Source organism: Pseudomonas sp. LBUM1660 (assembly GCF_059695935.1).
This window is the reverse complement of the sequence record NZ_CP166795.1, coordinates 5,463,602-5,487,913: the sequence shown is the minus strand read 5'-3', so window position 1 is coordinate 5,487,913 and position 24,312 is coordinate 5,463,602. Positions and strand designations below refer to the sequence as shown.

The following is a 24,312-nucleotide window of genomic DNA, read 5'->3' as shown; positions in this document are numbered from 1 at the left end:
AACGCTCATCCCACCCCGAAGTCGTACCCCTTATGACGGCGGTTTGCCAAAACGCCGCGAATGTACGACCAACCGTGAGGTGTTTATGAGCGCGACCACTCCCGAGGCGGCGCAGCCGTCTTTCGCACGTCATCCGTTACGCCTGTCCCTCAACGGCCAGGATCGTCATCTTGAGATCCTGCCCTGGATCACGTTGCTGGACCTACTGCGTGAGCAACTGGACCTGATCGGCACGAAAAAAGGCTGTGATCACGGCCAGTGCGGTGCCTGCACGGTATTGCTCAACGGCAAACGGGTTAACGCTTGTCTGACGTTGGCGGTGATGTGCGACGGTGCCGAGTTGACCACCATTGAAGGATTGGCCAATGGCGACGAACTGCATCCGATGCAGCAAGCCTTCATCAAACACGATGCCTTTCAATGCGGCTATTGCACGCCAGGGCAGATCTGCTCGGCGGTGGGTTTGGTCAACGAAGGTCGGGCGCAAACCACTGAACAAATTCAAGAGCTGATGAGCGGCAACCTCTGTCGTTGTGGCGCCTACAACAACATCCGCGACGCCATCGAGGAGGCGCTCCCAGTCTGCCGTCAACTTGGGCAAGGCGGTGGCCAATGAACCCTTTCCATTACAGCAAGCCGGATTCGGTGCAGGACGCGGTTCATCTCGCCGGCCCGGCATCGCGCTTCATCGCTGGCGGTACGAATCTGCTGGATTTGATGAAGGAAAACCTCACCCGCCCCGAGCACTTGATCGACATCACCGGTTTGCCATTACGCGAAGTCACCGAAACGACCAAAGGCGGATTGATGATCGGCGCCCTGGTCAGCAACGCTGATCTGGCCTGGCACCCGTTGATTGAACAGCGTTACCCGCTGTTGTCCCAAGCCATTTTGGCTGGCGCTTCACCGCAGTTGCGCAACATGGCCAGCACCGGCGGCAATCTGCTGCAACGCACGCGCTGCTATTACTTCTACGATGCCAGCGTGCCGTGCAACAAACGCGAACCCGGCAGCGGCTGTCCGGCGCGGGAGGGGCTGAACCGAATTCACGCGATCCTTGGCGCCAGTGCGCAGTGCGTCGCCACTCATCCGTCCGACATGTGCGTTGCTTTGGCCGCGCTGGAAGCCGTGGTCCACGTGCAAGGTCGCGGCGGTGCGCGGACCATCGAGTTCGCCGACTTCCATCGTTTGCCCGGCGATACGCCGGAGCGCGACAACCAACTGGCCGACGATGAACTGATCATTGCCATCGAGTTACCCTCCGCCGGTTTTGCCGAGTACAGCCATTACTTGAAGATTCGAGATCGTGCGTCGTATGCCTTTGCACTGGTCTCGGTGGCTGCTGCGCTGGAAATGACCGGGCCGATCATTCGTGAAGCTCGGCTGGTCCTCGGCGGTGTAGCGCACAAACCCTGGCGCGACAAAACCGTCGAAAACTGGCTGGTGGGCAAAGCGGTCAGCCGCGAAACTTTCGGCGCCGCCGCCGACGCTTTGCTGCAAAACGCCGAACCGCTCGAACATAACGCCTTTAAAGTCAAACTGGCGCGCCGAGCCATTGTCCGCGCCCTGAGTGATGCCGCGCTGGGAGGACACGCCTGATGAACACCTTCACCAAACCCATGGGCCAATCGCTGGATCGGGTCGACGGCCAGCTCAAAGTCACCGGCCAGGCCCGCTACGCCGGTGAGTTTCCCGAGGAAGGCTTGCTGCACGGCAGCGTCGTTTCGAGCAACATTGCCAGCGGTCGCGTGGTCAGCATCGACGCATCCGAGGCGCTGGCGCTGCCTGGCGTGGTAGCGGTGATTGATCACAACAATCGCCCGAGAATCGCCAATTACGACAAAGATTACGAAGACGCTGACTCGGCCGAAGGTTCGCCGTTTCGCCCGTTGTACAACGATCGGGTCCTGTACAGCGGCCAGCCACTGGCACTCGTCGTCGCGGATAACCTTGAGCTGGCGCGCCATGCAGGTTCGTTGATAAAGATTGAATACGAAGCCGCGTCTCATCAGACCGATCTGCTATCGCTGCAAGGCGAAGCCCATACCGCACCGGCCGAATTGCCCAAGCCACGTGGGAATTTTCAGGCTGAGTTTGCCGGCGCGGCCATGAGTCTGGATCTGAACTACAGCACCCCGATCGAACACCACAACCCGATGGAAGCCCACGCCAGCACGGTGCTGTATCAGGCCGATGGCAGTCTGCATATCCACGACAAGACCCAAGGCCCGCAGAACTGTCAGTCCTATGTGCAAAAGGTCTTCGGGCTTGAGAAGGAGCAGGTCAGAGTTTTCGCTGCCTATGTGGGCGGTGCATTCGGTTCGGGCTTGCGTCCGCAGTATCAATTGCCCTTGGCTGTGATGGCGGCGCTGGAGCTCAAACGTTCGGTGCGCGTGACGTTGACGCGCCAGCAGATGTTCACTTTCGGCTATCGCCCACGCACCTTGCAGCGCTTGCAATTGGGCGCGGCGGCCAATGGTCGGTTGCTCGCGGTCGCGCACACTGCCATCGGCCAGACTTCGCGCTTCGAGGATTTCACCGAGCACGTAGTGGAGTGGAGCGGCATGCTCTATCACTGCGACAACGTGCAGCTGACCTACAAACTGCTGCCGCTGGACGTTTTCACACCGCTGGACATGCGTGCCCCAGGCGCGGCACTGGGATTGATCGGACTTGAATGTGCAATGGACGAACTGGCGTGCGCATTAGCGATCGATCCGGTTCAGTTGCGCTTGATCAACTACTCCGAACGCAATCAGAACGAAGACAAACCGTACTCCAGCAAAGAACTGCGTGAGTGCTACGCCCAAGGCGCCAAACGTTTTGGCTGGGATAAGCGCAATGCCGAACCCCGAAGCATGCGTCACGGTCGGCAATTGGTCGGTTGGGGCATGGCCGGAGGCGTCTGGGAGGCTATGCAGCAGAAGGCCAGTGCCAAGGCATCGCTCGATCACAACGGCAAACTAACGGTTAGCAGCGCGACCACAGACATCGGCACCGGAACCTACACGGTAATGACGCAAATCGCCGCGCAGTCGTCGGGCGTTTCGCTGAAAGACGTCACTTTTGTCCTTGGTGACTCTTCATTACCGACCGCGCCATTGCAGGGCGGATCGTTCACGGTTTCGTCGGTCGGCACTGCCGTGCAGCAAGCCTGTGAAGCGCTGAAGGAAAAACTGCTCGCTGTGGCGCGGCAAACGTGTCCTGCATTCAGTGGCGTGACCTCTGAGCAGTCGGTTTTCGAAGAAGGACAGCTGTCATTCGGTGACGCGCGGATAAAGCTGTCTGATTTAGCCCGGAACAGCGGCGAAGATGTGATTGAGGTTCAAGTAGACGCCGAGCCCGACAAAAAACGCGAAGCCTACGCCACCGCGACCCACTCGGCCGTGTTCGTCGAGGTGCTGGTGGATGAGGATTTGGGCACGGTGAAGGTGAGCCGGGTGGTCAGCGCCATTGCCGCAGGCCGGGTGGTCAACCCGAAAATGGCCCGCAGCCAGATTCTCGGTGGCGTGGTGTGGGGTATCGGCATGGCGCTGCACGAGGAGACGCAAACCGACCATGCGCTGGGTCGTCACATGAACCACAGCCTGGCCGAGTACCACATCCCGGTAAACGCCGACATCGGCGACATTGATGTGCTGTTTGTCGAAGAACGCGACGAGATCGTCAACGCCCTCGGCTCCAAGGGGGTAGGCGAAATCGGCATCGTCGGGGTTGCGGCGGCGGTGGCGAATGCCATTTATCACGCCACCGGCAAGCGGGTGCGGGACTTCCCCATCACCCTCGACAAACTGCTTTAGACCTTGGCTTCTTCCACCGGCACATGCATGCGGTCGCGGTTGGCCAGGGTCGGGAACAGTTTGATCCACGCCCCGGTCACCACCAGCGTACCGATACCGCCCATGACCACCGCTGGCACGGTGCCGAACCAATGGGCGGTGAGGCCAGATTCGAATTCGCCCAACTGGTTCGATGCGCCGATGAACAAACCATTTACGGCGCTGACTCGGCCGCGCATTTCGTCCGGGGTTTCCAATTGCACGAAGGAGGCGCGGATCACCATGCTGATCATGTCCGCTGCGCCCAACACCACCAGAACGGCCAGGGAAAACCAGAAGGAAGTCGAGAGGCCGAACGCGATGGTCGCGACGCCGAACACACCGACGGCCGTGAACATCACCCGCCCGACTTTGCGCTCCACGGCAAATCGCGCCAGGTACAGCGACATCAGCAGCGCGCCGACGGCCGGGGCTGAGCGCAACAGGCCCAGGCCCCAGGGTCCGGTCAACAGGATGTCCTTGGCAAACACGGGCAGCAGCGCCGTCGCACCGCCGAGCAATACTGCAAACAGATCCAGGGATATCGCCCCGAGAATGTCCGGGCGACTGCGAATGAAGCGGATACCCGCGAGCAACGAATCGAGGGTTGCCTTGCCCTTGTTCAGCGGCGTTTGCCGGGCCGGCAGGTTGAGCATCAACAAGCAGGCAATGAGGTAGAGGATCACAGTCGGGCCATACACCCAGACGCTGCCGAAGGCATAGAGCAAACCACCCAGGGCCGGGGCGACGATGGTGGCGGATTGTTGAGCCGACTGCGCGGCGGCGACGGCGCGGGGGAACAGCGCGCTGGGCACGATGCTTGGCAGCAAGGCCTGGGTGGTCGGCATCTCGAAGGAGCGCGCAGCACCCAGCAGGAATGCGAGGATGAAGATCATCTCTCGGGTGACATGGTCGGTCGCGCTGCCGATGGCCAGGGACAGGGCAATCAACGCTTGCAGAGACTGGCAGATCGCCGCGACCTTGCGCCGGTCATAGCGGTCCGCGACATGCCCTGTGTGCAGCATGAACAGCACCCGCGGGGCAAATTCCACCAAGCCCACCAGACCCAGGTCGAGCACATTGCCGGTCAATTGATACAGATTCCAGCCGATGGCCACGGTGAGCATCTGAAAACCGCTGGCGGTAAACACCCGAGCCAGCCAGAACGCGATAAAAGGGCGGTGATGGCGTAACAGCAAGGGCGCTTGGCTGGGCATCTGAGGGCAGGTCTTGAGCGAGGGGAGGGTCGAGATTATCACCAACCTGTAACCAGAAGTTGCAGGCTGGGCAAATTTAGTTAGCTAGACACCGATCTCCAAAAACACCGACATTCCCCTGTGGGAGCGAGCCTGCTCGCGATGACGGAGTATCAGTCGACATCTCTGCTGCCTGACACACCGCTTCGCGCGCAGGCTCGCTTCCACAGGTAATGTGTTTCAGTTCATGAGCAGAGCTATGAGGCAACCTGTCACGCGGCAAAAGACCACACCGTCCATCGTCAAAAATGGGACTACTCTTTTAACCATTGCTTGATCCAGATCAAGACCCTTGGTGGAAATGATCCGGCGGCCAGATGGCCAGACTCCCTACGTTGTGATGGTTGTAAAAAAGAACGAATTCAAATTCGCCACACTCCATATCCGTGGGGGCCGTGGGTGCAGGCCGCAAGCCTTCAGCCAGTATTACCTGACAGAGGAAGACTTATGTTCGGTTTGGAGGCGCTTGATCTCGCCCGAATTCAGTTCGCGTTCACCATCTCGTTCCACATCCTGTTCCCGGCCATCACCATTGGCTTGGCGAGTTACCTGGCGGTGCTCGAGGGGCTGTGGCTGAAGACGAACAACGACACTTACCGCGATCTGTACCATTTCTGGTCGAAGATCTTTGCCGTCAACTTCGGCATGGGTGTGGTATCCGGGTTGGTCATGGCCTATCAGTTCGGTACCAACTGGAGCCGATTCTCGGACTTCGCCGGCTCCGTGACCGGGCCATTGCTGACATACGAAGTCCTGACAGCGTTCTTCCTGGAGGCCGGTTTCCTCGGCGTCATGCTGTTCGGCTGGAACAAGGTCGGGCGCAACCTGCACTTCTTCGCCACGGTCATGGTCGCCATCGGCACACTGATCTCGACCTTCTGGATTCTCGCCTCCAACAGCTGGATGCAAACCCCGCAGGGTTTCGAAATCGTCAATGGCCAGGTCATTCCCACCGACTGGTTCGCCGTGATCTTCAACCCGTCATTCCCCTACCGTCTGATGCACATGGCAACGGCCGCGTTCGTCGCGACCGCCTTCTTCGTCGGCTCTTCGGCGGCCTGGCACCTGCTGCGCGGCAAGGACAACCCGGCCATCCGCACCATGCTCTCGATGGCCATGTGGATGGCATTGATCGTGGCGCCGATTCAGGCGGTCATCGGTGACTTTCACGGGCTCAATACGCTCAAGCACCAGCCGGCGAAAATCGCCGCGATCGAAGGTCACTGGGAAAACCACGGCGATGAGCCAACTCCGCTGATCCTGTTTGGCTGGCCGGACATGAAGGAAGAACGGACCAAATACGCGGTGGAAATTCCGTACCTGGGCAGCCTGATCCTGACGCATTCTTTGGACAAACAAGTGCCGGCGCTCAAGGACTTTCCGCCTGAAGACCGGCCGAATTCGACCATCGTGTTCTGGTCATTTCGGATCATGGTGGGTCTGGGCATGCTGATGATCTTCACCGGACTGTGGAGCCTGTGGCTGCGCAAGAGCGACAAGTTGTACACCTCGCGTCCGTTCCTTTATCTGGCGTTATGGATGGGCCCGTCCGGCCTGATTGCGATCCTTGCGGGCTGGTTTACCACTGAAATCGGCCGTCAGCCGTGGGTGATCTATGGCCTGATGCGCACGGCGGACGCTTCCTCCAATCACAGCTTCATGCAGATGAGCATCACGCTGATCCTGTTCGTGGTGGTGTATTTCGCGCTGTTCGGTGCCGGTCTGGGCTACATGATGCGCCTTGTGCGCAAAGGGCCGAAGATAGACGAAGGCAAGGAAACCAATGACGGTGGCCCTGGCCAGAAACGCACGCCGGCCCGTCCGCTTTCTGCAGCCGACGACGATGGTGCAGACGCTGACCACCGCCCCAGCCTGACCAAGGAGATTTGAGTCATGGGTATTGATCTTCCGCTGATCTGGGCCGTGATCATCATCTTCGGCATCATGATGTACGTGGTCATGGACGGGTTCGACCTGGGGATCGGGATTCTCTTCCCGTTCATCCCGGGCAAGACTGACCGTGACGTGATGATGAACACCGTCGCCCCGGTCTGGGACGGCAACGAAACCTGGCTGGTGCTGGGCGGCGCGGCGTTGTTCGGCGCGTTCCCGCTGGCCTATTCGGTGGTGCTCTCGGCGCTGTACCTGCCACTGATTTTCATGCTGATCGGGCTGATTTTCCGCGGCGTGGCGTTCGAGTTCCGCTTCAAGGCCAAGGACGACAAGCGTCATCTGTGGGACAAGGCGTTTATCGGTGGTTCGATTGCTGCAACGTTCTTCCAGGGTGTGGCGCTGGGTGCATTCATCGACGGGTTGCCAGTGGTCAACCGCCAGTTTGCGGGCGGTTCACTGGACTGGCTGACACCGTTCACCCTGTTCTGCGGCCTCGCGTTGGTGGTGGCTTATGCGCTGCTCGGCTGCACCTGGCTGATCATGAAGACCGAAGGCAAGTTGCAGGAACAGATGCATGATCTGGCGCGGCCGTTGGCGTTCGTGGTGTTGGCGGTGATCGGTATCGTCAGTATCTGGACCCCGCTGGCCCACGCCGAGATCGCGGCTCGCTGGTTCACTCTGCCGAACCTGTTCTGGTTCCTGCCCGTACCGATTCTGGTGTTGGTGACCATGTACGGTCTGATTCGCGCCGTGGCCCGCAATGCGCACTACACGCCATTCCTGCTGACGTTGGTGCTGATCTTCCTGGGCTACAGCGGTCTGGGCATCAGCCTGTGGCCCAACATCGTGCCGCCTTCGATTTCGATCTGGGACGCCGCTGCACCGCCGCAAAGCCAGGGTTTCATGCTGGTCGGTACGCTGTTCATCATCCCGTTCATCCTGGGTTATACCTTCTGGAGCTATTACGTGTTCCGCGGCAAGGTGACCCACGAAGACGGTTATCACTAGCGCACACGACAATGGCGCAGGGCTTGAACCTGCGCCGTTTCAGAGGAGATCAAGATGATGGCTGGCAAACATTCCCTGGAGGAAATCAAGGCGGCAGAGAAGAAACCGCTTTGGCAGCGACTCGGTTGGTTGGCCTTGATTTGGGTCGGTAGCGTGGGGGCCCTGTTTATCGTGGCCAGCCTGATGCGCATGTTCATGAACGCCGCGGGTCTGTCCACGCACTGAAACGCCCGATATTCCCCATCCCGTTGCCTTGCGCCACGAACTCAAAACCCTCCTGTCCCGGAGGGTTTTTTTTACCTGCGGTTATTTGCGGGCTTTGAGAATGACGAATTTCGGCGTGGCTGCCACTTGTTCAACGCCACGGAACAACCGTGCGAGCTTGCTGTGGTAGCCCAGGTGACGGTTGCCGACGATGTACAACGCACCGCCAGTCACCAGGGATTCGCGCGCCTGCTGGAACATCCGCCAGGCCAGAAAGTCGCCGACGACTTGTTGCTGGTGAAACGGTGGATTGCACAACACCACGTCCAGCGATTGTGGCTCTTGCCCGGCCAGGCCATCGCCGGCGCGCACGATCACGTCACGACCACCCAGTGCAGCGCGCCAGTTTTCGGCGGCCGATTGCACCGCCATGAATGACTCGTCCACCAGCGTGTAATGGGCTTCAGGGTTTTGTAGAGCGCTGGCGATTGCCAGTACGCCGTTACCACAACCGAGATCGGCAACCCGGGCTGTACCGAGGTTCTGTGGCAAGTGTGGAAGAAATGCTCGAGTGCCGATGTCCAGCCCTTCGCGGCAGAACACATTGGCGTGGTTCAGCAGTTCGATCGCCGGCGTGTCGAGTTGATAGCGGGAAGGGTAGGGGGACACGGCTGGGCTTTTGGCTTCGGGCGTTGCGATCAGCAGTCGGGCTTTTTTCACCGCCAACGAGGCTTGCACCGGGCCGATGTAACGTTCCAGCAGATCACCCGCGGCACGAGGCAGATGCTTGACCATCGCCGCAGCGATGACCTGGGCGCCCGGAGCCAGTTGGTTTTGCAGGCGAATCAGTTGCTCTTCCAGCAAGGCCAGGGTTTTCGGCACCCGTATCAACACACGGTCAAACGGCCCCGCAAAAGCTTCGTTGGCCGGTACGCTCGGCACGGCATCGAAGGCCTGGCCGTTGCGGATCAGATTCTTTTCCAGACCCTGGAAGGCCAGGAACGAGTCGCCGCTGGTGGTCACCACCACTTTTCCCGCCAGGCTCGCGGCCAATGCGCCGAAACTGTCGTTGAGCACCAGTACTCGAGTGTCGGCGGCCGGTTGTTGCTCGGCCAGATGGTTGAGCAGGTATTCGTCTGCTGCGTCGAAAGCTTGCAGCGGTTCGTTTTGCTGTTCTGGCTGACGGATCAGATCGAGTTGGGCGAAGGGCGTTTCGAGCAGGGGCATGAGGCGGGGCTCTGGGTAGTCAACGGGTGTGGTGTCCCGCTGCCTGAAGCGTTGTAGCGGGCGGGACCGTCCGAGTGGACTGCGACGTAATGGTTCACTCGTCATCACTCTGGAGGAGCCGCAAATGGTACGTTTTTTTCTTTTGGAATACTCGCAGGTTTTTCCTCCTGGGTACTCGGGCGTTCTGCTCAGATCATGCACGCCCTGGTTGCCGCGACCACTGCTGCGAGCTTGTTGTTGACGCCCAGTTTCTGGATTGCCCTGTGAATATGAAAATTTTCGGTGCGTTCAGTGATGAAGAGGATCCTGCCTATTTCATAGGCGGTTTTGCCATCGGCTGACAGTTTCAATACCTCTATCTCGCGTGCTGATAAATGAGGTTTGCAGCAATCCTTCACGCGATCGGGGAGTTTTTTAGCGACGAGCCCATGCAGATGGTTGCCGATGAAAATCATGAAACCCATTTTTTCATAAAATTCATAGGGGGTGATCGGGCTGTCGCTTCTTGCCAGGCTAAGCATGCTGCGCAGCCCGCTGTCGCCATGGAGCGATTGCGACCAGCCATACTGCAAACCGAGTTGTTTCTGTACTTGCCACAGCGTTGGTGTTTTCGAGTAGACCTTCTCTTCCCATAGAATGGGCAGTGTTGATTTATTGCAATGAGCTACTACTGGATCTATTTCCCTGAAGTGATTTTGTTCATATTCCGTGTTCCAGTCACTTGGGTAGTTATTGAAATTCACTCTGTCGAAGTGTGGGCCTCGTAAGTGAGAAGTGATTGAAAATGCACAAAAATTAAAGCCAAGGCTTTTGACGAAATCCAGTGACATCTCATAGGCAGGTTCAACGTCTCTTGCCTCAGATATCTGTCTTAAACGTGATTCGTTCCACACTTCCATTGGTGTAACTCCATGCGGGTATCTAGGGGGTGCACATTGGATCCGAAATCCAGCACGCCACGAGTGTAGGAGTATTCCTACGAGCAGGCTGCAATTTTTTTGCTCTTGAAAAGGTTGAAAAGTAAATAACTGGTTCTTAGTCGGGAACTGACAAGTTTATATGTTGCACCCAATGCAATTGTTGAGCCTTGTTTAGTACCCTTTGGTTAGTGTGAAAATTGAGTCATTTTCAACCGCATTAATGACGGCAGGACATGGAGTCTTGTCCAAAGCCACTACAAATCACCGGTGTTTACATCACCCGCTTTGCGGGACACTGGGGCATCTGTTGAATGGAGCACCCCATGACCGCCAGCACAGAAAAATTCACTCGCCAGACCCTGACCGACGTTCAGCCGTTGACCCCCAACCTGTTCACGTTGCGAGCCAGCAGAGACCCCGGTTTTCGTTTTCGGGCGGGACAATTTGCCCGGCTCGGCGTGACCCGGACCGATGGCAGCACGGTGTGGCGCGCCTATTCAATGGTCTCCTCGCCGCATGACGAGTTTCTCGAGTTCTTTTCCATCGTTGTGCCAGGCGGTGAGTTCACCAGTGAACTGAGCCGGCTGCAGATTGGCGATACGCTGTTGGTCGACCATCAGGCCTTTGGTTACCTGACGCTGGATCGTTTCGTCGACGGTCGTGATCTCTGGCTGTTATCCACAGGCACCGGCGTTGCGCCGTTTTTGTCGATCCTGCAGGACTTCGAGGTGTGGGAGAAATTCGAGCGGATCATCCTGGTCTACAGCGTAAGGGAAGCCCGCGAACTGGCTTATCAGGAGCTGATCGCGGGGCTGGCGCAGCGCGACTATCTAGCCGAATACGCGCACAAATTGCAGTTCATCGCGACTGTCACGCGCGAGGAGCACCCCGGCGCCCTGAACGGGCGAATCACGACGCTGATAGAAAATGGCGAACTGGAGCGGGAGGCGGGGGTGGCACTGACGGCGGAGCACTCGCGGGTCATGCTCTGCGGTAACCCTCAGATGATCGATGACACACGCAAGTTGCTCAAACAGCGGGACATGCACTTGAGTCTCAGTCGACGACCCGGCCAGGTGGCGGTGGAGAACTTCTGGTAAAAAAAAAACGGCGCCCCGAAGGCGCCGTTTCTGTTTCGCAATCAGCTTTCAGGCCGATTGTTCTGGGCTTTGAGCAGGTCACGGATCTCGCTCAACAGCTCTTCTTCCTTGGTTGGGACCGGCGGCAGGGTTGGCGCAACGGCCTCTTCGCGTTTCAGACGGTTGATGGCTTTGACGCCCATGAAGATCGCGAAGGCGACGATGATGAAGTCGATCAGGCTCTGGATGAACTTGCCGTAGGCCAGCACCACGGCCGGAATATCCCCGTTGGCTGCCTTGAGCGTAACGGCCAGGTCACTGAAGTCCACCCCACCGATCAACAGGCCGATTGGCGGCATCACCACGTCGCCGACAAACGATGAAACGATCTTGCCGAAGGCGGCGCCGATGATGATACCGACGGCCATGTCGACCACATTACCTTTGACCGCGAAGGCCTTGAACTCACTTATCACGCCCATAGGTTATTTCCTTGTTACAGATGAGGTTGGTGGAGCGCAGTGTAAAGCAGCATTACGGCTCTTGCTCGAAACAGCTTCTTACAATGCTCGTGTTTATCGACACATTTGCCGCCAATTAGTTTGCAAAATGCCATCAATCGCGCGCGAAATACGTGCTAACAAGCTGATTAGCCACATAAATTTATGAATCATCGCATTACGTTCTTTCTATTTATGTTCTGCGGTCCGGGCCTCTAGCCTCTGGGTAGCGCACTTGGAGTGCGCCTTGAAAACAGAGGAACTTGATATGACTTCGACCATTGGCCTTGGGGCTTTCCCCTCTCGGTGCACCCTCGGCGTATTAACCGCCAGCCTGCTGTCCTTCTCCGTCCACGCTTCGACCCTGACCCGCGACAACGGTGCTGCCGTGGGCGACAACCAGAACTCGCAAACCGCCGGCGCCAACGGCCCGGTGCTGCTACAGGATGTGCAACTGATCCAGAAACTCCAACGCTTTGATCGTGAGCGCATTCCCGAGCGCGTCGTGCATGCCCGCGGCACCGGTGCCCACGGCACCTTCACCGTGACGGATGACCTGAGTGACCTGACCAAGGCCAAGGTGTTTGCGGGTGGTCAGAGCACTCCGGTGTTTGTGCGTTTCTCGGCGGTCGTCCACGGGAACCATTCGCCAGAAACCCTGCGTGATCCCCGCGGCTTTGCCACCAAGTTCTATACCGCGGACGGCAACTGGGACCTGGTCGGCAACAATTTTCCGACCTTCTTCATTCGTGATGCGATCAAATTCCCGGACATGGTCCACGCCTTCAAGCCAGACCCGCGTACCAACCTGGACGATGATGCCCGCCGCTTTGATTTCTTCTCACATGTCCCGGAAGCCACTCGCACCTTGACGGAGTTGTATTCCAATTCCGGTACACCCGCCAGTTATCGGGAAATGGACGGCAACGGTGTTCATGCTTACAAGTTAGTTAATGCAAAAGGTGAAATTCACTACGTGAAGTTTCACTGGAAAAGTTTGCAGGGGATTAATAACCTCGATCCAAAAGCGGTGACCAAAGTACAAGGCCAAGACTACAGTCATATGACTAATGATTTGGTGTCTCATATTAACAAGGGTGAGTTTCCGAAATGGGACTTGTACGTCCAGGTATTAAATCCTCAAGATCTGTACAAGTTTGATTTCGATCCATTGGACGCAACCAAAATCTGGCCCGGAGTTCCTGAACGAAAAGTTGGACAAATGGTGTTGAACCGTAATCCGGCAAATGTCTTCCAGGAAACAGAACAAGTTGCCATGGCGCCGGCCAATCTTGTTCCAGGCATCGAGCCTTCCGAAGATCGCTTATTACAGGGGCGGGTGTTCTCTTATGCCGATACTCAACTGTATCGCCTGGGCGCCAATGCACTGCAATTGCCGATCAATGCACCCAAGGTCGCCGTGAACAACGGTAATCAGGATGGCGCGATGAACATCGGCCACAGCAGCAGCGGCGTGAATTATCAGCCGAGCCGTTTGCTGCCGCGTGACGAGCCGCAAACCGCACGTTACAGCCAGTCGGCCCTGTCGGGCAGCACGCAGCAGGCGAAGATCCAGCGTGAGCAGAACTTCAAGCAAGCCGGGGATCTGTATCGCTCGTTCAGCAAGAAAGAGCGCAAGGACTTGATCGAGAGCTTCGGCGGTTCACTGGCCACCACCGATGACGAGAGCAAGCACATCATCCTGTCCTTCCTTTATAAGGCCGACCCTGAATACGGGACTGGCGTTGCCAGGGTGGCCAAGGGTGATCTGGGCCGGGTCAAGGCGCTGGCGGCCAAGCTGGCTGACTGATCGCGTTTGCCTGAAAAGCGGGGCCTCTGACGAGGCTCCGTCAGACCAAGGAGCTTGCCATGCGTTTTTGTCTATCGCTGTTTCTGGCGTGCCTGTCGTTCAGCGTAATCGGCGCGCCGGCCGAAGATCCCGCAGCGCTGAAGGTTCAACTGCAAAACTATTACTTCGACGCCGCCCGCCGTGGCGATGTGCCGATGCTCGATACCTTCATTGAGGCCGATTATTCCCTCGATACCCGCGACAGCAAGGGTTATACCGCGCTGATTCTTGCGGCCTATCACGGCCAGACAGCCGCCGTGGACCGTTTGCTCGCAGCCGGGGCCGATGCCTGCGCTCAGGATCAGCGCGGCAACACCGCCCTGATGGGCGCCATTTTCAAGGGCGAAATCCAGATCGCCAAAACCCTGTTGGCCGCCCATTGCAGCCCTGACCAGCGTAACGGCGCTGGCCAGACGGCCGCGATGTACGCGGGACTGTTCAAGCGAGTCGAATTGCTGGATGAGCTCAAGGCCAAGGGCGCCGACTTGAATGCCGAAGATCCGTTAGGCAATAGCGCCGCGCGTCTGGCCAAGGGTGAAATCCGCACAGCGGCGCCGCGCTGATCCGCGTCAGCTGAGCTATCATCGCGGTTTTTGTCGGGAGTTCAGATGGCCAAGGCCAAGCGCATGTACGGCTGCACCGAGTGCGGCTCAACCTTCCCCAAGTGGGCCGGCCAGTGCGGCGAGTGCGGGGCCTGGAACACGCTGACCGAAACCATGGTCGAGAGCGGCGGCGCCGCAGCACCCAGCGGTCGCACCGGTTGGACCGGCCAACAGGCACAGATCAAGACCCTGGCCGAAGTCAGCGTCGAAGAGATTCCGCGCTTCTCCACTGCGTCCAGCGAACTCGATCGGGTGTTGGGCGGTGGCCTGGTGGATGGTTCGGTGGTCCTGATCGGCGGTGATCCGGGCATCGGAAAATCGACCATTCTCCTGCAAACCTTGTGCAACCTCGCCAAAGTCATGCCGGCGCTGTACGTCACCGGCGAAGAATCCCAGCAGCAGGTTGCTATGCGCGCGCGTCGTCTGGGCCTGCCTCAGGATCAGCTGCGGGTAATGACCGAAACCTGCATCGAAACCATCATTGCCACCGCCCGGGTCGAAAAACCCAAGGTCATGGTGATCGACTCCATTCAGACCATCTTCACCGAGCAACTGCAATCGGCACCGGGTGGCGTGTCGCAGGTTCGGGAAAGCGCGGCATTGCTGGTGCGGTATGCCAAGCAGAGCGGCACGGCGATTTTCCTGGTCGGCCACGTGACAAAAGAAGGCGCCTTGGCCGGGCCGCGCGTGCTGGAGCATATGGTCGATACGGTGCTGTATTTCGAAGGCGAATCCGATGGACGGCTGCGTCTGTTGCGAGCGGTGAAAAACCGTTTCGGCGCCGTCAACGAATTGGGCGTGTTCGGCATGACCGACAAGGGCCTGAAAGAAGTCTCCAACCCGTCAGCGATTTTTCTGACCCGTGCGCAGGAAGAAGTACCGGGCAGCGTAGTCATGGCGACGTGGGAAGGAACGCGGCCGATGCTGGTGGAAGTCCAGGCGCTGGTGGATGACAGCCATTTGGCGAACCCCCGTCGGGTCACCTTGGGGCTGGATCAGAATCGTCTGGCGATGTTGCTGGCGGTGCTGCATCGTCACGGCGGGATTCCGACTCACGATCAGGACGTCTTCCTCAACGTGGTCGGCGGGGTGAAGGTGCTGGAAACGGCCTCCGACCTGGCGTTGATGGCCGCGGTCATGTCCAGTTTGCGCAACCGCCCGCTGCCCCATGATTTGCTGGTGTTCGGTGAAGTCGGGCTGTCGGGCGAAGTACGCCCGGTGCCGAGTGGCCAGGAACGCTTGAAGGAAGCCGCCAAGCACGGCTTCAAACGCGCCATCGTGCCCAAGGGCAATGCGCCCAAGGAAGCGCCGCCGGGGTTGCAGATTATTGCCGTGACCCGGCTGGAGCAGGCCCTCGACGCATTGTTCGAATAACCTTCCAGGAGGAACACAAACCTTGTGGGAGCGAGCAAGCTCGCTCCCACATTGGATTGGTTTTGAGTCTTTAGATTTCGATCAAAGCGCCCAATTCGCGCTCCAGTTCCTCAGGATCGCCCAGGTTGAATTCGATCAACCTCCGCAGGCGTTCAATCGATTCCAGGCTGATGTGTTTGCAAACGAACCCGAGTTGACGATGGTCATCGTGGGTCAACATCACATCCATCTTGATCCCGACGTCTTCGGTTAGATGAATATCGACCAGGAAATGCCACTCTGGATTACCCAGCCACGGCTCTGGCTTCTCGATCAGCAGCCCCTTGAGTGACAGGTCGATCAGCTTCACCGGCCAGATGAATTCCCCCTGGCTCAGTTCGGTTTTGGCATCGAACGCAATACGTTTGAAGCGGCGGCGATCGGCAGGGTGCTCGCTCATGGCGCAATCCTCTAGATGTTCGCTGACTATAGACCCGCATTGTCGGAGCCTGCCAGTCAGGACAGTCTGCTAGACCAATATCGGGGTATGGTCTTTGCCGTCAGGCGAGCTAAACTCGGGGTGGCTGTCTTTCTTGTCCACCCTGGCTGGAATCATAAAATGAAAAATAATAATAGCCTGCTACGCCATCTACCCTGGCTGCTGCTGGCAATCGTGGGAGCGTGCGCCCTTGGTGTCGTGGCATTGCGCCGAGGCGAGGCGATCAACGCCTTGTGGATTGTGGTCGCGGCCGTGGCCATTTATCTGGTTGCCTACCGCTATTACAGTCTGTTCATCGCCAACAATGTGATGCAACTCGACCCTCGACGGGCCACCCCCGCCGTGCTCAACAATGATGGTCTGGACTACGTCCCCACCAACAAACACATCCTTTTTGGTCACCACTTCGCCGCCATCGCCGGCGCGGGGCCGCTGGTCGGTCCGGTATTGGCTGCACAGATGGGTTATCTGCCCGGTACGCTTTGGCTGATTGCCGGCGTGGTGCTGGCCGGTGCGGTTCAGGATTTCATGGTCCTGTTCATGTCCACCCGCCGTAACGGCCGCTCGTTGGGCGACATGGTCCGTGAGGAAATGGGCCGTATTCCCGGGACTATCGCGCTGTTTGGCTGCTTCCTGATCATGATCATCATCCTCGCGGTGCTGGCATTGATCGTCGTGAAAGCCCTGGCCGAAAGTCCTTGGGGCATTTTCACGGTGATGGCGACCATCCCGATCGCGATGTTCATGGGCATCTACATGCGCTACATCCGCCCGGGCCGCATCGGCGAAATCTCCGTGGTCGGTGTGCTGTTGCTGCTGGGCTCGATCTGGCTCGGTGGGCAGATTGCCGCTGATCCAGTCTGGGCCAAAGCCTTTACATTCACTGGCGTACAGATTACGTGGATGCTGGTCGGTTACGGTTTTGTAGCCGCATCGCTGCCGGTATGGCTGATTCTGGCGCCGCGCGACTACCTCTCGACCTTCCTCAAAATCGGCACCATCGTGGCCTTGGCGATCGGCATCCTGATCACCATGCCTGAGCTGAAAATGCCGGCGCTGACCCAGTTTATCGATGGCACCGGTCCGGTCTGGAAGGGCGGCCTGTTCCCGTTCCTGTTCATCACGATTGCCTGTGGTGCGGTCTCCGGTTTCCACGCGCTGATCTCCTCCGGCACCACGCCGAAACTGCTGGATAACGAAGTCAACGCCCGTTACATCGGTTACGGCGGCATGCTGATGGAATCCTTCGTCGCCATCATGGCGATGGTGGCGGCTTCGGTGATCGAGCCTGGTGTGTATTTCGCCATGAACAGCCCGGCAGCAGTCGTCGGCGGTGATGTGGTGGCCGTGGCCCAAACTGTCAGCAGCTGGGGCTTTGCAATTACCCCGGAAGCGCTGCAAGCGGTGGCCAAGGACATCGGTGAAACCACCATCCTGGCCCGTGCCGGCGGTGCGCCGACCCTGGCGGTTGGTATCGCGCAGATCCTGCACAGTGTCCTGCCGGGTGAAAACACCATGGCGTTCTGGTACCACTTTGCGATTCTGTTTGAAGCGCTGTTCATCCTGACTGCCGTCGACGCCGGCACCCGTGCCGGACGGTTCATGCTGCAGGATTTGCTCGGTTCCTTCGTCCCAGCGCTCAAGCGCACTGAATCCTGGACCGCCAACCTGATCGCAACCGCCGGTTGCGTGGCGATGTGGGGCTGGTTGCTGTACCAGGGCGTGATCGATCCACTGGGCGGCATCAACACCTTGTGGCCTCTGTTCGGTATCTCCAACCAGATGCTGGCCGGTATCGCGCTGATGCTCGGCACCGTTGTGCTGATCAAAATGAAACGCCAACGCTACGTCTGGGTAACCATGCTGCCAGCGGTCTGGCTGCTGATCTGCACCACCACGGCCGGTTTCATCAAGCTGTTCGACGCCAACCCGGCGATCGGCTTCCTGTCGCTGGCGAAAAAATACAGCGACGCGCTGGCCAATGGTCAGATCCTCGCCCCGGCCAAGGACATCACTCAGATGCAGCATGTGATCTTCAACGCTTACACCAACGCAACGCTGACGGCGCTGTTCCTGTTCGTGGTCTTCAGTATCCTGTTCTATGCGCTCAAGGTCGGTATCTCCGCCTGGGGCAGCAAAGAACGCACGGATAAAGAAGCACCGTTCCAGGCGCTGCCGGATGCGTAATCGAGGATTGCAGCATGTTCAATGACCTGAGTCGCCTCGGTAAATACCTCGGTCAGGCCGCGCGTCTGATGGTCGGCATGCCCGACTACGACAACTACGTCGAGCATATGCAAACCAAACACCCGGACAAACCGGTGATGAGCTACGAGATGTTCTTCCGGGAACGCCAAGAGGCTCGTTACGGTGGCAAGGGTGGGCCGAAGTGCTGTTGACCCGGTTGTCGGGTTAACAGCAATCCTTGTGGGAGCTAGCCTGCTAGCGATGGCGGCTGAACATTCAACATCACTGTTGATTGTCAGTCCGCCATCGCTAGCAGGCTAGCTCCCACATTTGTTTTGTGTTGATACTTTAATTTTGTGAAACAGGAGACTCCAGTTGTCCTCTCCCATCCCCGTCACGATCCTCAGCGGCTTCCTCGGCGCCGGCAAGACCACGCTGCTGCGTCACCTGCTCAAAGCCGAACACGGCCTGAAAATCGCCGTGATCGAGAACGAATTCAGTGACGCCGGTATCGATACCCAGCTGTTGGGCGACGATCCCGTGCAAGTGATGACGCTGTCCAACGGCTGCGTCTGCTGCACCATCCACACCGACCTGACCAAAGCTTTGTATCTGCTGCTTGAACGCCTGGACAGCGGCGAAATCGCCTTTGACCGTCTGGTGATCGAATGCACCGGCCTGGCCGACCCGGCACCGGTGGCGCAAACCTTTTTCATCGATGAAGAACTGCGCGAGCGTTATATCCTCGACGGCATCATCACCCTTGTAGACGCGGCGCACGCCGACACTCACCTGACGCAAACCATCGCCCAGGCGCAAATCGGTTTTGCCGACCGCTTGCTGGTGAGCAAACGTGATCTGGTGGACGAAGCGACGTTTACCGCGTTGAGCGAGCGCCTGACCCGCATCAACCGCCGCGCGCCGATTCGTGTGGTCGAACACGGCAAGATCGACCTGGCCGAATTGCTCGACGTGCGCGGTTTCAATCTGAATGCCGACCTCGGCGGCGTCAGCCTGCGCCCGGTGGCCAAGGCACCTTCTATCGACCGGATCTCCAGCCTGGTGCTGCGCACCGACAAGCCGCTGGATATCGACAAGCTCAGCGAGTTCATGAACGAGTTGCTGGAAGACCATGGCAAGCAATTGCTGCGTTACAAAGGTGTATTGAGCATTGTGGGCGAGCCGCGGCGCATGGTGTTTCAGGGCGTGCTGAAGTTGTACGGATTCGATTGGGACACCGAATGGGCGGACGACGAGGCGCGGGAAAGCGTGATCGTGTTTATTGCCGATGATTTGCCGGAAGAGAAGATTCGGGAGGGGTTTGCGCGGGTGGCGGCGGACTGAAGACATAAATCTTCAGTGAGTATCAGGGCCCCTTCGCGAGCAAGCCCGCTCCCACAGTGATTTTCGGTGCACCCAAAAAACCTGTGGGAGCGGGCTTGCTCGCGAAGGCGATCTAACCGGCAACACGATTCTGGCGCGATATCGGTTGTGAGTTCAGCAATACCGCCTCCAAATGATCCAGATGCCTGCTCAGCAATGCCTCGGCAGCCACGGCATCCCCACATTCCACCGCATTGACAATGTCCTCATGCCGCCCGCAATAACTCTCCAGCGGCGCATCAAACTGCGCAATCGCCAGCGAAGTCAGTGGCACCAGACTGCCGAGAAAATGCGCCAACGGGGCATTCCCCGCCATTTGCGCCAACTGCAAATGAAATTCCCCTGACAACCGGATCGCCGGGCCGCGCGCTGTGCAGTGGCGCTCGCTCTCGATCAGGGCATGCAGGCGGTTCAAGTCTTGCGCACGAGGTTGTCGGCAGGCCAGTCGCACCAAGGTGATCTCGGTCAGCCGCCGGGCATGCAGCGCCTGCCGGGTCTGCTCGGCATCGAGCGCGGCGATGCGGGGCCGATGGTTCGCCCGAAGGACGATGATTTGCTGATGAGACAGGCGCGTCAGCACGCCACGAATGTCACTGCGTCGAACGCTGAACATCTGCGCCAGGCTTTCTTCGGTAAAGCGGCTGGACGCATTGAGGCGCTGTTCGAGAATGGCGTCGAAGATCCGCGAATAGAGATCGTCCTCCCGCGCGGGAAAGGGCAGGGCAGTGAGTGTTTGCGGTGAGGCGAAGCTGTTCATGGCCTGTCTCCAGTTCGAAGCAGTTTTAACTGCCGAGGTTGTCGTCCGGGATATTCAGTTCGATGCCCATCCGCTGACCTTCCCGAAGGATGTGCCGACGCATCTCGGCACTGGCCTGGGCGCTGTTTTTGCTGCGGATCGCCCGCACCACGGCTTCGTTCTCCTCAAGGCGCTCAGCCAGATGCTCGGGGGAGTTGCGCAGCACCTCGGCGCTTTGCTTGAGGGCATTGCTGGTCTGCTGCACCACGCTCTGGAAGATCGGGTTCGACGTCAGCGTGAACAGCTCTTCGTGGAAGGCGATGTAGGCGTTCACCCCGGCTTCGCTGTCGTTGGCTTCCAGCGCTTCGCGCATGTCCATCAGGGTCAGGCGCAGTTGCCCGACTTCCTTGCTGCTGATTGACTGCGCGACCAGGCCGACGATAAACGGTTCGAGGGTGTAGCGCAGTTGCAGCACGTCTTCCAGGCTGGCGCCGGCCACCGCGCTGTCGTGGCTTTGGCTGTCGCTGAGATGGGCGTCCAGCACCACCACGCCTTTGCCGGGCATCGAGCGCACCAGGCCAAGGGTTTCCAGCACGATCACCGCTTCACGCAGGCTCGGGCGGCTGATGCCCAGTTGTTCGGCCAACTCACGTTGCCCCGGCAGCATTTCGCCGGAGCGCCATTGACCACGGGCCAAAGCGGCCCGGAGTTTTTCTACGACTGAGTTCACAACGGTCGACGAGGTAATCACTGTTCGCTCCATGAGCATCCAAAACGGTTGTTGACCGTGCCTGCCCGCGGGCAGGCACGGCGATTATTCAGAATTCCTGCTGATGCGCCGGGGCGACAGGTTTTCTCGGCTGGAAGGTATAACCCACCTGGCCGGAAAGCACTTTGTTCGCCCGTTGAATATCGATGTCCTTCTCCCAGCGGGCGATGGCCACGGTGGCGACGCAGTTGCCGATCAGGTTGGTCAGCGCGCGGCCAATGCCCATGAACCAGTCCACCGCCAGCACCAACACCAGGCCGACCACCGGAATCGCAGGGATCGCCGTGAGTGTTGCCGCCAGAATCACCAGCGCCGAACCGGGAATCCCGTGGGCACCTTTTGAGGTGATCAGCGACACCAGCAGAATGGTCAGCAGATCGGTCATGGCCAGCGGCGTGCCGGTGGCATTGGCGATGAAGACGATGGCTAGGGTCAGGTAGATCGAGAACCCGTCGAGGTTGAACGAGTAACCCGTAGGAATCACCAACCCGACCGTCGAACTGCCGATGCCCAGATGCTCAAGTTTGCGCATGATTTGTGGCAGCACTGCGTCGGAAGAAGCGGTGCCCATGACGATCAACAACTCTTCGCGCAGGTACTTGAGCAACGGCCACATCTTCAGGCCAGACAGGCGCATCACCAGCCCGAGAATCAATGTCACAAACGCCACACAGGTCAGATAAAACAGGCCGACCAGACTGCCCAGGTGCTGCAGCGAATCCAGGCCATATTTGCTGGTGGTGAAAGCGATGGCGCCGAACACGCCGATCGGCGCCAGGCGCACGATCATGCCCATGATGCGGAAGATCACGTGGCTCAGCTCATTGATCAGCCGGGAAATACCCGACGCTGCTTCGCCCACCAGGTTCAGCGCACTGCCGAACAGCACTGAAAACAGCAGGACTTGCAGAATGTTGTTCTCCGCGAAGGCGCCGATGACCGAGGTCGGGATCAGGTTCATCAAGAACTGGGAGGTGGTTTGCATGTGCTGACCGCGCTGGGCGATGTCGCCCATGTCGGCAGCGGAAAGCTGATCCAGATGAATGTTCGCGCCGCTGCCGATGCCGGTGGTGAAAGCGAACACCAGACCAATCACCAGGGCGATGGTGGTCAGGATTTCGAAGTAGATCACCGACTTCAGGCCGATGCGCCCGACCTTCTTCAGGTCTCCGGCACCGCTGATGCCGCTGACCACTACGCAGAACACGATCAGACCGATGAGCATCTTGATCAGTTTGATGAAACCGTCGCCGAGCGGTTTGAGCTGGGCCGAGTATTCAGGAAGGGTCAGCCCGCAGACGATGCCGAGCACCAGTCCGAGAACTACTTGGAGGAAGATTGAACGCGAGCACCATCTGAGCATGGGAGGAATCCTGGTCGGTGTCCTGGCTGCCGTGCGCTAAGCGCATCAGATTCAGGACTTAATTATTGTGGTCTTACCGGTATGTCCAGTGCAGGCGCAGTCTAGGCGCTGTTTTTGGGTGATCGCAAGCGGAAATTGCGTAATTGGCTTGACCGGTCTGACCAGTGGTGCTGGTCCTGTAGGAGCCGGCTTGCTGGCGAGGGCGGCCGAAAGATCATTGCGAGGCTCAAGGACGTATCGCCAGCAAGCCGGCTCCTACAAATCCAAGGCGAAAAAAAACCGGCCATCACCTGGCCGGTTTTTCAGTACTGCGGTTTAGCGACGCAATTAAGCGCCGTACACCGGCAGCTTCTTGCAGATGGCCTTGACCTTCTCACGAACGGCATCAATCACCGCTTCGTTGTTCAGGTCAGCCAGGATGTCGCAGATCCAGCCAGCCAGCTCTTTGCACTCTGCTTCCTTGAAGCCGCGAGTGGTCACTGCCGGCGTACCGAAGCGCAGGCCGGAGGTGACGAACGGGGAGCGTGGATCGTTTGGCACGGAGTTCTTGTTCACGGTGATGAACGCTTTGCCCAGAGCGGCGTCGGCGTCTTTACCGGAGATTTCCTGCTTGATCAGCGACAGCAGGAACAGGTGGTTTTCAGTACCGCCCGAGACCACGTCAAAACCGCGCTCGATGAACACGCCGGCCATGGCCTTGGCGTTCTTCACCACTTGTTGCTGGTAAGTCTTGAACTCAGGCTGCAGCGCTTCCTTGAAGCAGATCGCTTTGGCGGCGATCACGTGCTCCAGCGGGCCACCCTGGGCGCCCGGGAATACGGCGGAGTTCAGTTTCTTCTCGATGTCGGCGTTGGCGCGAGCCAGGATCAGACCGCCACGGGGACCGCGCAGGGTCTTGTGCGTGGTGGTGGTCACGACGTCAGCGAATGGAACCGGGTTCGGGTAGACGCCAGCGGCGACCAGACCGGCCACGTGAGCCATGTCGACGAACAGGTACGCGCCAACTTTGTCGGCGATTTCGCGGAAACGTGGGAAGTCGAGGATCTGCGAGTAGGCAGAGAAACCGGCCACGATCATTTTCGGCTTGTGCTCAACGGCCAGGCGCTCGACTTCGTCGTAGTCGATCAGGCCATTGGCGTCGATGCCGTATTGAACGGCGTTGTACAGCTTGCCGGAGGAGGAAACGCTGGCGCCGTGGGTCAGGTGACCGCCGTGGGCCAGGCTCATGCCCAGGATGGTGTCGCCCGCTTGCAGCAGAGCCAGGTAAACGGCGCTGTTGGCTTGCGAACCGGCGTGCGGCTGAACGTTGGCGTAATCGGCGCCGAACAGTTCTTTGGCGCGGTCGATGGCCAGTTGCTCAACCACGTCGACGAACTCGCAACCACCGTAGTAGCGCTTGCCCGGGTAGCCTTCGGCGTACTTGTTGGTCAGTACCGAGCCTTGAGCTTCCATCACCGCTGGGCTGGTGTAGTTTTCCGAAGCGATCAGCTCGATGTGTTCTTCCTGGCGCTGAGCTTCTTGCTCCATGGCGGCAAAAAGATCGGCGTCGTACTTGGCAATAGTCAAATCACGGCTGAACATGGCGGTCCTCAAGGATCGGGGCAGAAAAGGGGGGCATTCTAACCCAATGGGTTTTAGATGGCATATGAAAGGACATCATGTCGCA

The 24,312-nt window shown here is 58.7% G+C and carries 22 protein-coding genes; 13 read left to right on the top strand and 9 right to left on the bottom strand.

The annotated features are described in order from the left end of the window. Positions 1-85: 85 nt before the first annotated feature. The 3 genes from ACA068_RS25455 to ACA068_RS25445 are packed head-to-tail and all read left to right on the top strand — an operon-like array spanning position 86 to position 3,800. The gene (locus tag ACA068_RS25455) at positions 86-616 is read left to right on the top strand and encodes a (2Fe-2S)-binding protein (protein ID WP_497305615.1); all 531 of its coding nucleotides are present in this window, start codon (positions 86-88) and stop codon (positions 614-616) included. Further along, positions 613-1,599 (top strand): FAD binding domain-containing protein, encoded by a 987-nt coding sequence (locus ACA068_RS25450; RefSeq protein WP_497305613.1) that lies wholly within the window; start codon positions 613-615, stop codon positions 1,597-1,599. The genes ACA068_RS25455 and ACA068_RS25450 overlap by 4 nt, the downstream gene beginning before the upstream one ends. After that, the gene (locus tag ACA068_RS25445) at positions 1,599-3,800 is read left to right on the top strand and encodes a xanthine dehydrogenase family protein molybdopterin-binding subunit (RefSeq protein WP_497305611.1); all 2,202 of its coding nucleotides are present in this window, start codon (positions 1,599-1,601) and stop codon (positions 3,798-3,800) included. The genes ACA068_RS25450 and ACA068_RS25445 overlap by 1 nt, the downstream gene beginning before the upstream one ends. Here the strand turns inward: ACA068_RS25445 and ACA068_RS25440 are convergent. Further along, a complete protein-coding gene (locus tag ACA068_RS25440; protein ID WP_497305609.1) occupies positions 3,797-5,035 on the bottom strand; it encodes an MFS transporter in 1,239 nt (412 codons plus the stop codon). The two genes, ACA068_RS25445 and ACA068_RS25440, sit on opposite strands and share 4 nt — an antisense overlap. A 486-nt stretch (positions 5,036-5,521) precedes the next feature. Here ACA068_RS25440 and ACA068_RS25435 point away from each other — a divergent pair, with 486 nt between their 5' ends. From ACA068_RS25435 to ACA068_RS25425, 3 genes are read left to right on the top strand one after another with little or no spacing between them, the layout of a single operon-like run. Next, positions 5,522-6,964 (top strand): cytochrome ubiquinol oxidase subunit I, encoded by a 1,443-nt coding sequence (locus ACA068_RS25435; protein ID WP_497305607.1) that lies wholly within the window; start codon positions 5,522-5,524, stop codon positions 6,962-6,964. Positions 6,965-6,967: 3 nt separating this feature from the next. Next, positions 6,968-7,975 (top strand): cytochrome d ubiquinol oxidase subunit II, encoded by a 1,008-nt coding sequence (gene cydB, locus ACA068_RS25430; RefSeq protein WP_219096073.1) that lies wholly within the window; start codon positions 6,968-6,970, stop codon positions 7,973-7,975. A gap of 57 nt (positions 7,976-8,032) precedes the next feature. Then, positions 8,033-8,200 carry a DUF2474 domain-containing protein gene (locus ACA068_RS25425; protein WP_010467474.1) on the top strand — a complete coding sequence of 56 codons (168 nt, stop codon included), beginning with the start codon at positions 8,033-8,035 and terminating at the stop codon, positions 8,198-8,200. A gap of 81 nt (positions 8,201-8,281) precedes the next feature. Here the strand turns inward: ACA068_RS25425 and ACA068_RS25420 are convergent, their stop codons facing one another. Together ACA068_RS25420 and ACA068_RS25415 are read right to left on the bottom strand one after the other, a co-directional pair. Then, a complete protein-coding gene (locus ACA068_RS25420; protein ID WP_497305605.1) occupies positions 8,282-9,406 on the bottom strand; it encodes a methyltransferase in 1,125 nt (374 codons plus the stop codon). A 188-nt stretch (positions 9,407-9,594) separates the two neighbouring features. Beyond that, a complete protein-coding gene (locus ACA068_RS25415; RefSeq protein ID WP_497305603.1) occupies positions 9,595-10,305 on the bottom strand; it encodes an autoinducer binding domain-containing protein in 711 nt (236 codons plus the stop codon). 344 nt (positions 10,306-10,649) lie between these two features. Between ACA068_RS25415 and ACA068_RS25410 the strand changes: the two genes are divergently transcribed. After that, positions 10,650-11,426, top strand: a complete 777-nt coding sequence (locus tag ACA068_RS25410) for a ferredoxin--NADP reductase (RefSeq protein WP_497305602.1) — start codon at positions 10,650-10,652, stop codon at positions 11,424-11,426. A gap of 41 nt (positions 11,427-11,467) precedes the next feature. On the opposite strand, the gene mscL is transcribed toward ACA068_RS25410, so the two are convergent. After that, positions 11,468-11,887, bottom strand: coding sequence for a large-conductance mechanosensitive channel protein MscL (gene mscL / locus ACA068_RS25405; protein ID WP_497305600.1), 420 nt, complete (start codon positions 11,885-11,887; stop codon positions 11,468-11,470). Positions 11,888-12,173: 286 nt separating this feature from the next. On the opposite strand from mscL, the gene katB reads away from it, so the two are divergent. Genes katB through radA form a run of 3 tightly spaced genes read left to right on the top strand, consistent with a single transcriptional unit; the run spans position 12,174 to position 15,730 of the window. Further along, positions 12,174-13,715: a catalase KatB gene (gene katB / locus ACA068_RS25400; protein ID WP_497305598.1), complete on the top strand. Its 1,542-nt coding sequence runs from the start codon at positions 12,174-12,176 to the stop codon at positions 13,713-13,715. A 59-nt stretch (positions 13,716-13,774) separates the two neighbouring features. Further along, entirely contained in the window at positions 13,775-14,317 is a 543-nt protein-coding gene (locus ACA068_RS25395) for an ankyrin repeat domain-containing protein (RefSeq protein WP_497305596.1), read from the top strand. A gap of 45 nt (positions 14,318-14,362) precedes the next feature. Then, positions 14,363-15,730: a DNA repair protein RadA gene (radA, locus tag ACA068_RS25390; protein WP_010467488.1), complete on the top strand. Its 1,368-nt coding sequence runs from the start codon at positions 14,363-14,365 to the stop codon at positions 15,728-15,730. A gap of 70 nt (positions 15,731-15,800) precedes the next feature. On the opposite strand, the gene ACA068_RS25385 is transcribed toward radA, so the two are convergent. Next, positions 15,801-16,169, bottom strand: coding sequence for a PilZ domain-containing protein (locus ACA068_RS25385; RefSeq protein WP_497305594.1), 369 nt, complete (start codon positions 16,167-16,169; stop codon positions 15,801-15,803). Positions 16,170-16,328: 159 nt separating this feature from the next. Between ACA068_RS25385 and ACA068_RS25380 the strand changes: the two genes are divergently transcribed. From ACA068_RS25380 to yjiA, 3 genes are all read left to right on the top strand, one after another. Then, entirely contained in the window at positions 16,329-18,395 is a 2,067-nt protein-coding gene (locus ACA068_RS25380) for a carbon starvation CstA family protein (RefSeq protein WP_497305592.1), read from the top strand. A gap of 14 nt (positions 18,396-18,409) precedes the next feature. Continuing rightward, the gene (locus ACA068_RS25375; RefSeq protein ID WP_007895266.1) at positions 18,410-18,607 is read left to right on the top strand and encodes a YbdD/YjiX family protein; all 198 of its coding nucleotides are present in this window, start codon (positions 18,410-18,412) and stop codon (positions 18,605-18,607) included. Between the two features lie 163 nt (positions 18,608-18,770). Then, the gene (gene yjiA, locus ACA068_RS25370; RefSeq protein ID WP_497305590.1) at positions 18,771-19,739 is read left to right on the top strand and encodes a GTPase; all 969 of its coding nucleotides are present in this window, start codon (positions 18,771-18,773) and stop codon (positions 19,737-19,739) included. 112 nt (positions 19,740-19,851) lie between these two features. On the opposite strand, the gene ACA068_RS25365 is transcribed toward yjiA, so the two are convergent. The 4 genes from ACA068_RS25365 to glyA all read right to left on the bottom strand — a co-directional run bounded on the left by ACA068_RS25365 (position 19,852) and on the right by glyA (position 24,227). Beyond that, complete coding sequence (locus ACA068_RS25365) at positions 19,852-20,535, bottom strand: GntR family transcriptional regulator (protein WP_497305588.1); 684 nt, start codon at positions 20,533-20,535, stop codon at positions 19,852-19,854. A 25-nt stretch (positions 20,536-20,560) separates the two neighbouring features. Next, entirely contained in the window at positions 20,561-21,265 is a 705-nt protein-coding gene (locus tag ACA068_RS25360; RefSeq protein ID WP_109634999.1) for a FadR/GntR family transcriptional regulator, read from the bottom strand. Between the two features lie 67 nt (positions 21,266-21,332). Continuing rightward, on the bottom strand, positions 21,333-22,646 hold the full coding sequence (locus tag ACA068_RS25355; RefSeq protein ID WP_010467502.1) for a C4-dicarboxylate transporter DctA: 1,314 nt from the start codon (positions 22,644-22,646) through the stop codon (positions 21,333-21,335). A 327-nt stretch (positions 22,647-22,973) separates the two neighbouring features. Continuing rightward, entirely contained in the window at positions 22,974-24,227 is a 1,254-nt protein-coding gene (gene glyA, locus ACA068_RS25350) for a serine hydroxymethyltransferase (protein WP_054051411.1), read from the bottom strand. Between the last annotated feature and the right edge of the window lie 85 nt (positions 24,228-24,312).

Coding starts and splice junctions, on each gene's coding strand:
- ACA068_RS25365 (WP_497305588.1), bottom strand. CDS start 20,535: ATGAACAGCTTCGCCTCACCGCAAACACTCACTGCCCTGCCCTTTCCC.
- ACA068_RS25445 (WP_497305611.1), top strand. CDS start 1,599: ATGAACACCTTCACCAAACCCATGGGCCAATCGCTGGATCGGGTCGAC.
- ACA068_RS25410 (WP_497305602.1), top strand. CDS start 10,650: ATGACCGCCAGCACAGAAAAATTCACTCGCCAGACCCTGACCGACGTT.
- ACA068_RS25355 (WP_010467502.1), bottom strand. CDS start 22,646: ATGCTCAGATGGTGCTCGCGTTCAATCTTCCTCCAAGTAGTTCTCGGA.
- ACA068_RS25435 (WP_497305607.1), top strand. CDS start 5,522: ATGTTCGGTTTGGAGGCGCTTGATCTCGCCCGAATTCAGTTCGCGTTC.
- mscL (WP_497305600.1), bottom strand. CDS start 11,887: ATGGGCGTGATAAGTGAGTTCAAGGCCTTCGCGGTCAAAGGTAATGTG.
- ACA068_RS25415 (WP_497305603.1), bottom strand. CDS start 10,305: ATGGAAGTGTGGAACGAATCACGTTTAAGACAGATATCTGAGGCAAGA.
- katB (WP_497305598.1), top strand. CDS start 12,174: ATGACTTCGACCATTGGCCTTGGGGCTTTCCCCTCTCGGTGCACCCTC.
- ACA068_RS25455 (WP_497305615.1), top strand. CDS start 86: ATGAGCGCGACCACTCCCGAGGCGGCGCAGCCGTCTTTCGCACGTCAT.
- ACA068_RS25395 (WP_497305596.1), top strand. CDS start 13,775: ATGCGTTTTTGTCTATCGCTGTTTCTGGCGTGCCTGTCGTTCAGCGTA.
- ACA068_RS25385 (WP_497305594.1), bottom strand. CDS start 16,169: ATGAGCGAGCACCCTGCCGATCGCCGCCGCTTCAAACGTATTGCGTTC.
- ACA068_RS25380 (WP_497305592.1), top strand. CDS start 16,329: ATGAAAAATAATAATAGCCTGCTACGCCATCTACCCTGGCTGCTGCTG.
- ACA068_RS25375 (WP_007895266.1), top strand. CDS start 18,410: ATGTTCAATGACCTGAGTCGCCTCGGTAAATACCTCGGTCAGGCCGCG.
- radA (WP_010467488.1), top strand. CDS start 14,363: ATGGCCAAGGCCAAGCGCATGTACGGCTGCACCGAGTGCGGCTCAACC.
- ACA068_RS25420 (WP_497305605.1), bottom strand. CDS start 9,406: ATGCCCCTGCTCGAAACGCCCTTCGCCCAACTCGATCTGATCCGTCAG.
- glyA (WP_054051411.1), bottom strand. CDS start 24,227: ATGTTCAGCCGTGATTTGACTATTGCCAAGTACGACGCCGATCTTTTT.
- ACA068_RS25450 (WP_497305613.1), top strand. CDS start 613: ATGAACCCTTTCCATTACAGCAAGCCGGATTCGGTGCAGGACGCGGTT.
- cydB (WP_219096073.1), top strand. CDS start 6,968: ATGGGTATTGATCTTCCGCTGATCTGGGCCGTGATCATCATCTTCGGC.
- ACA068_RS25425 (WP_010467474.1), top strand. CDS start 8,033: ATGGCTGGCAAACATTCCCTGGAGGAAATCAAGGCGGCAGAGAAGAAA.
- ACA068_RS25440 (WP_497305609.1), bottom strand. CDS start 5,035: ATGCCCAGCCAAGCGCCCTTGCTGTTACGCCATCACCGCCCTTTTATC.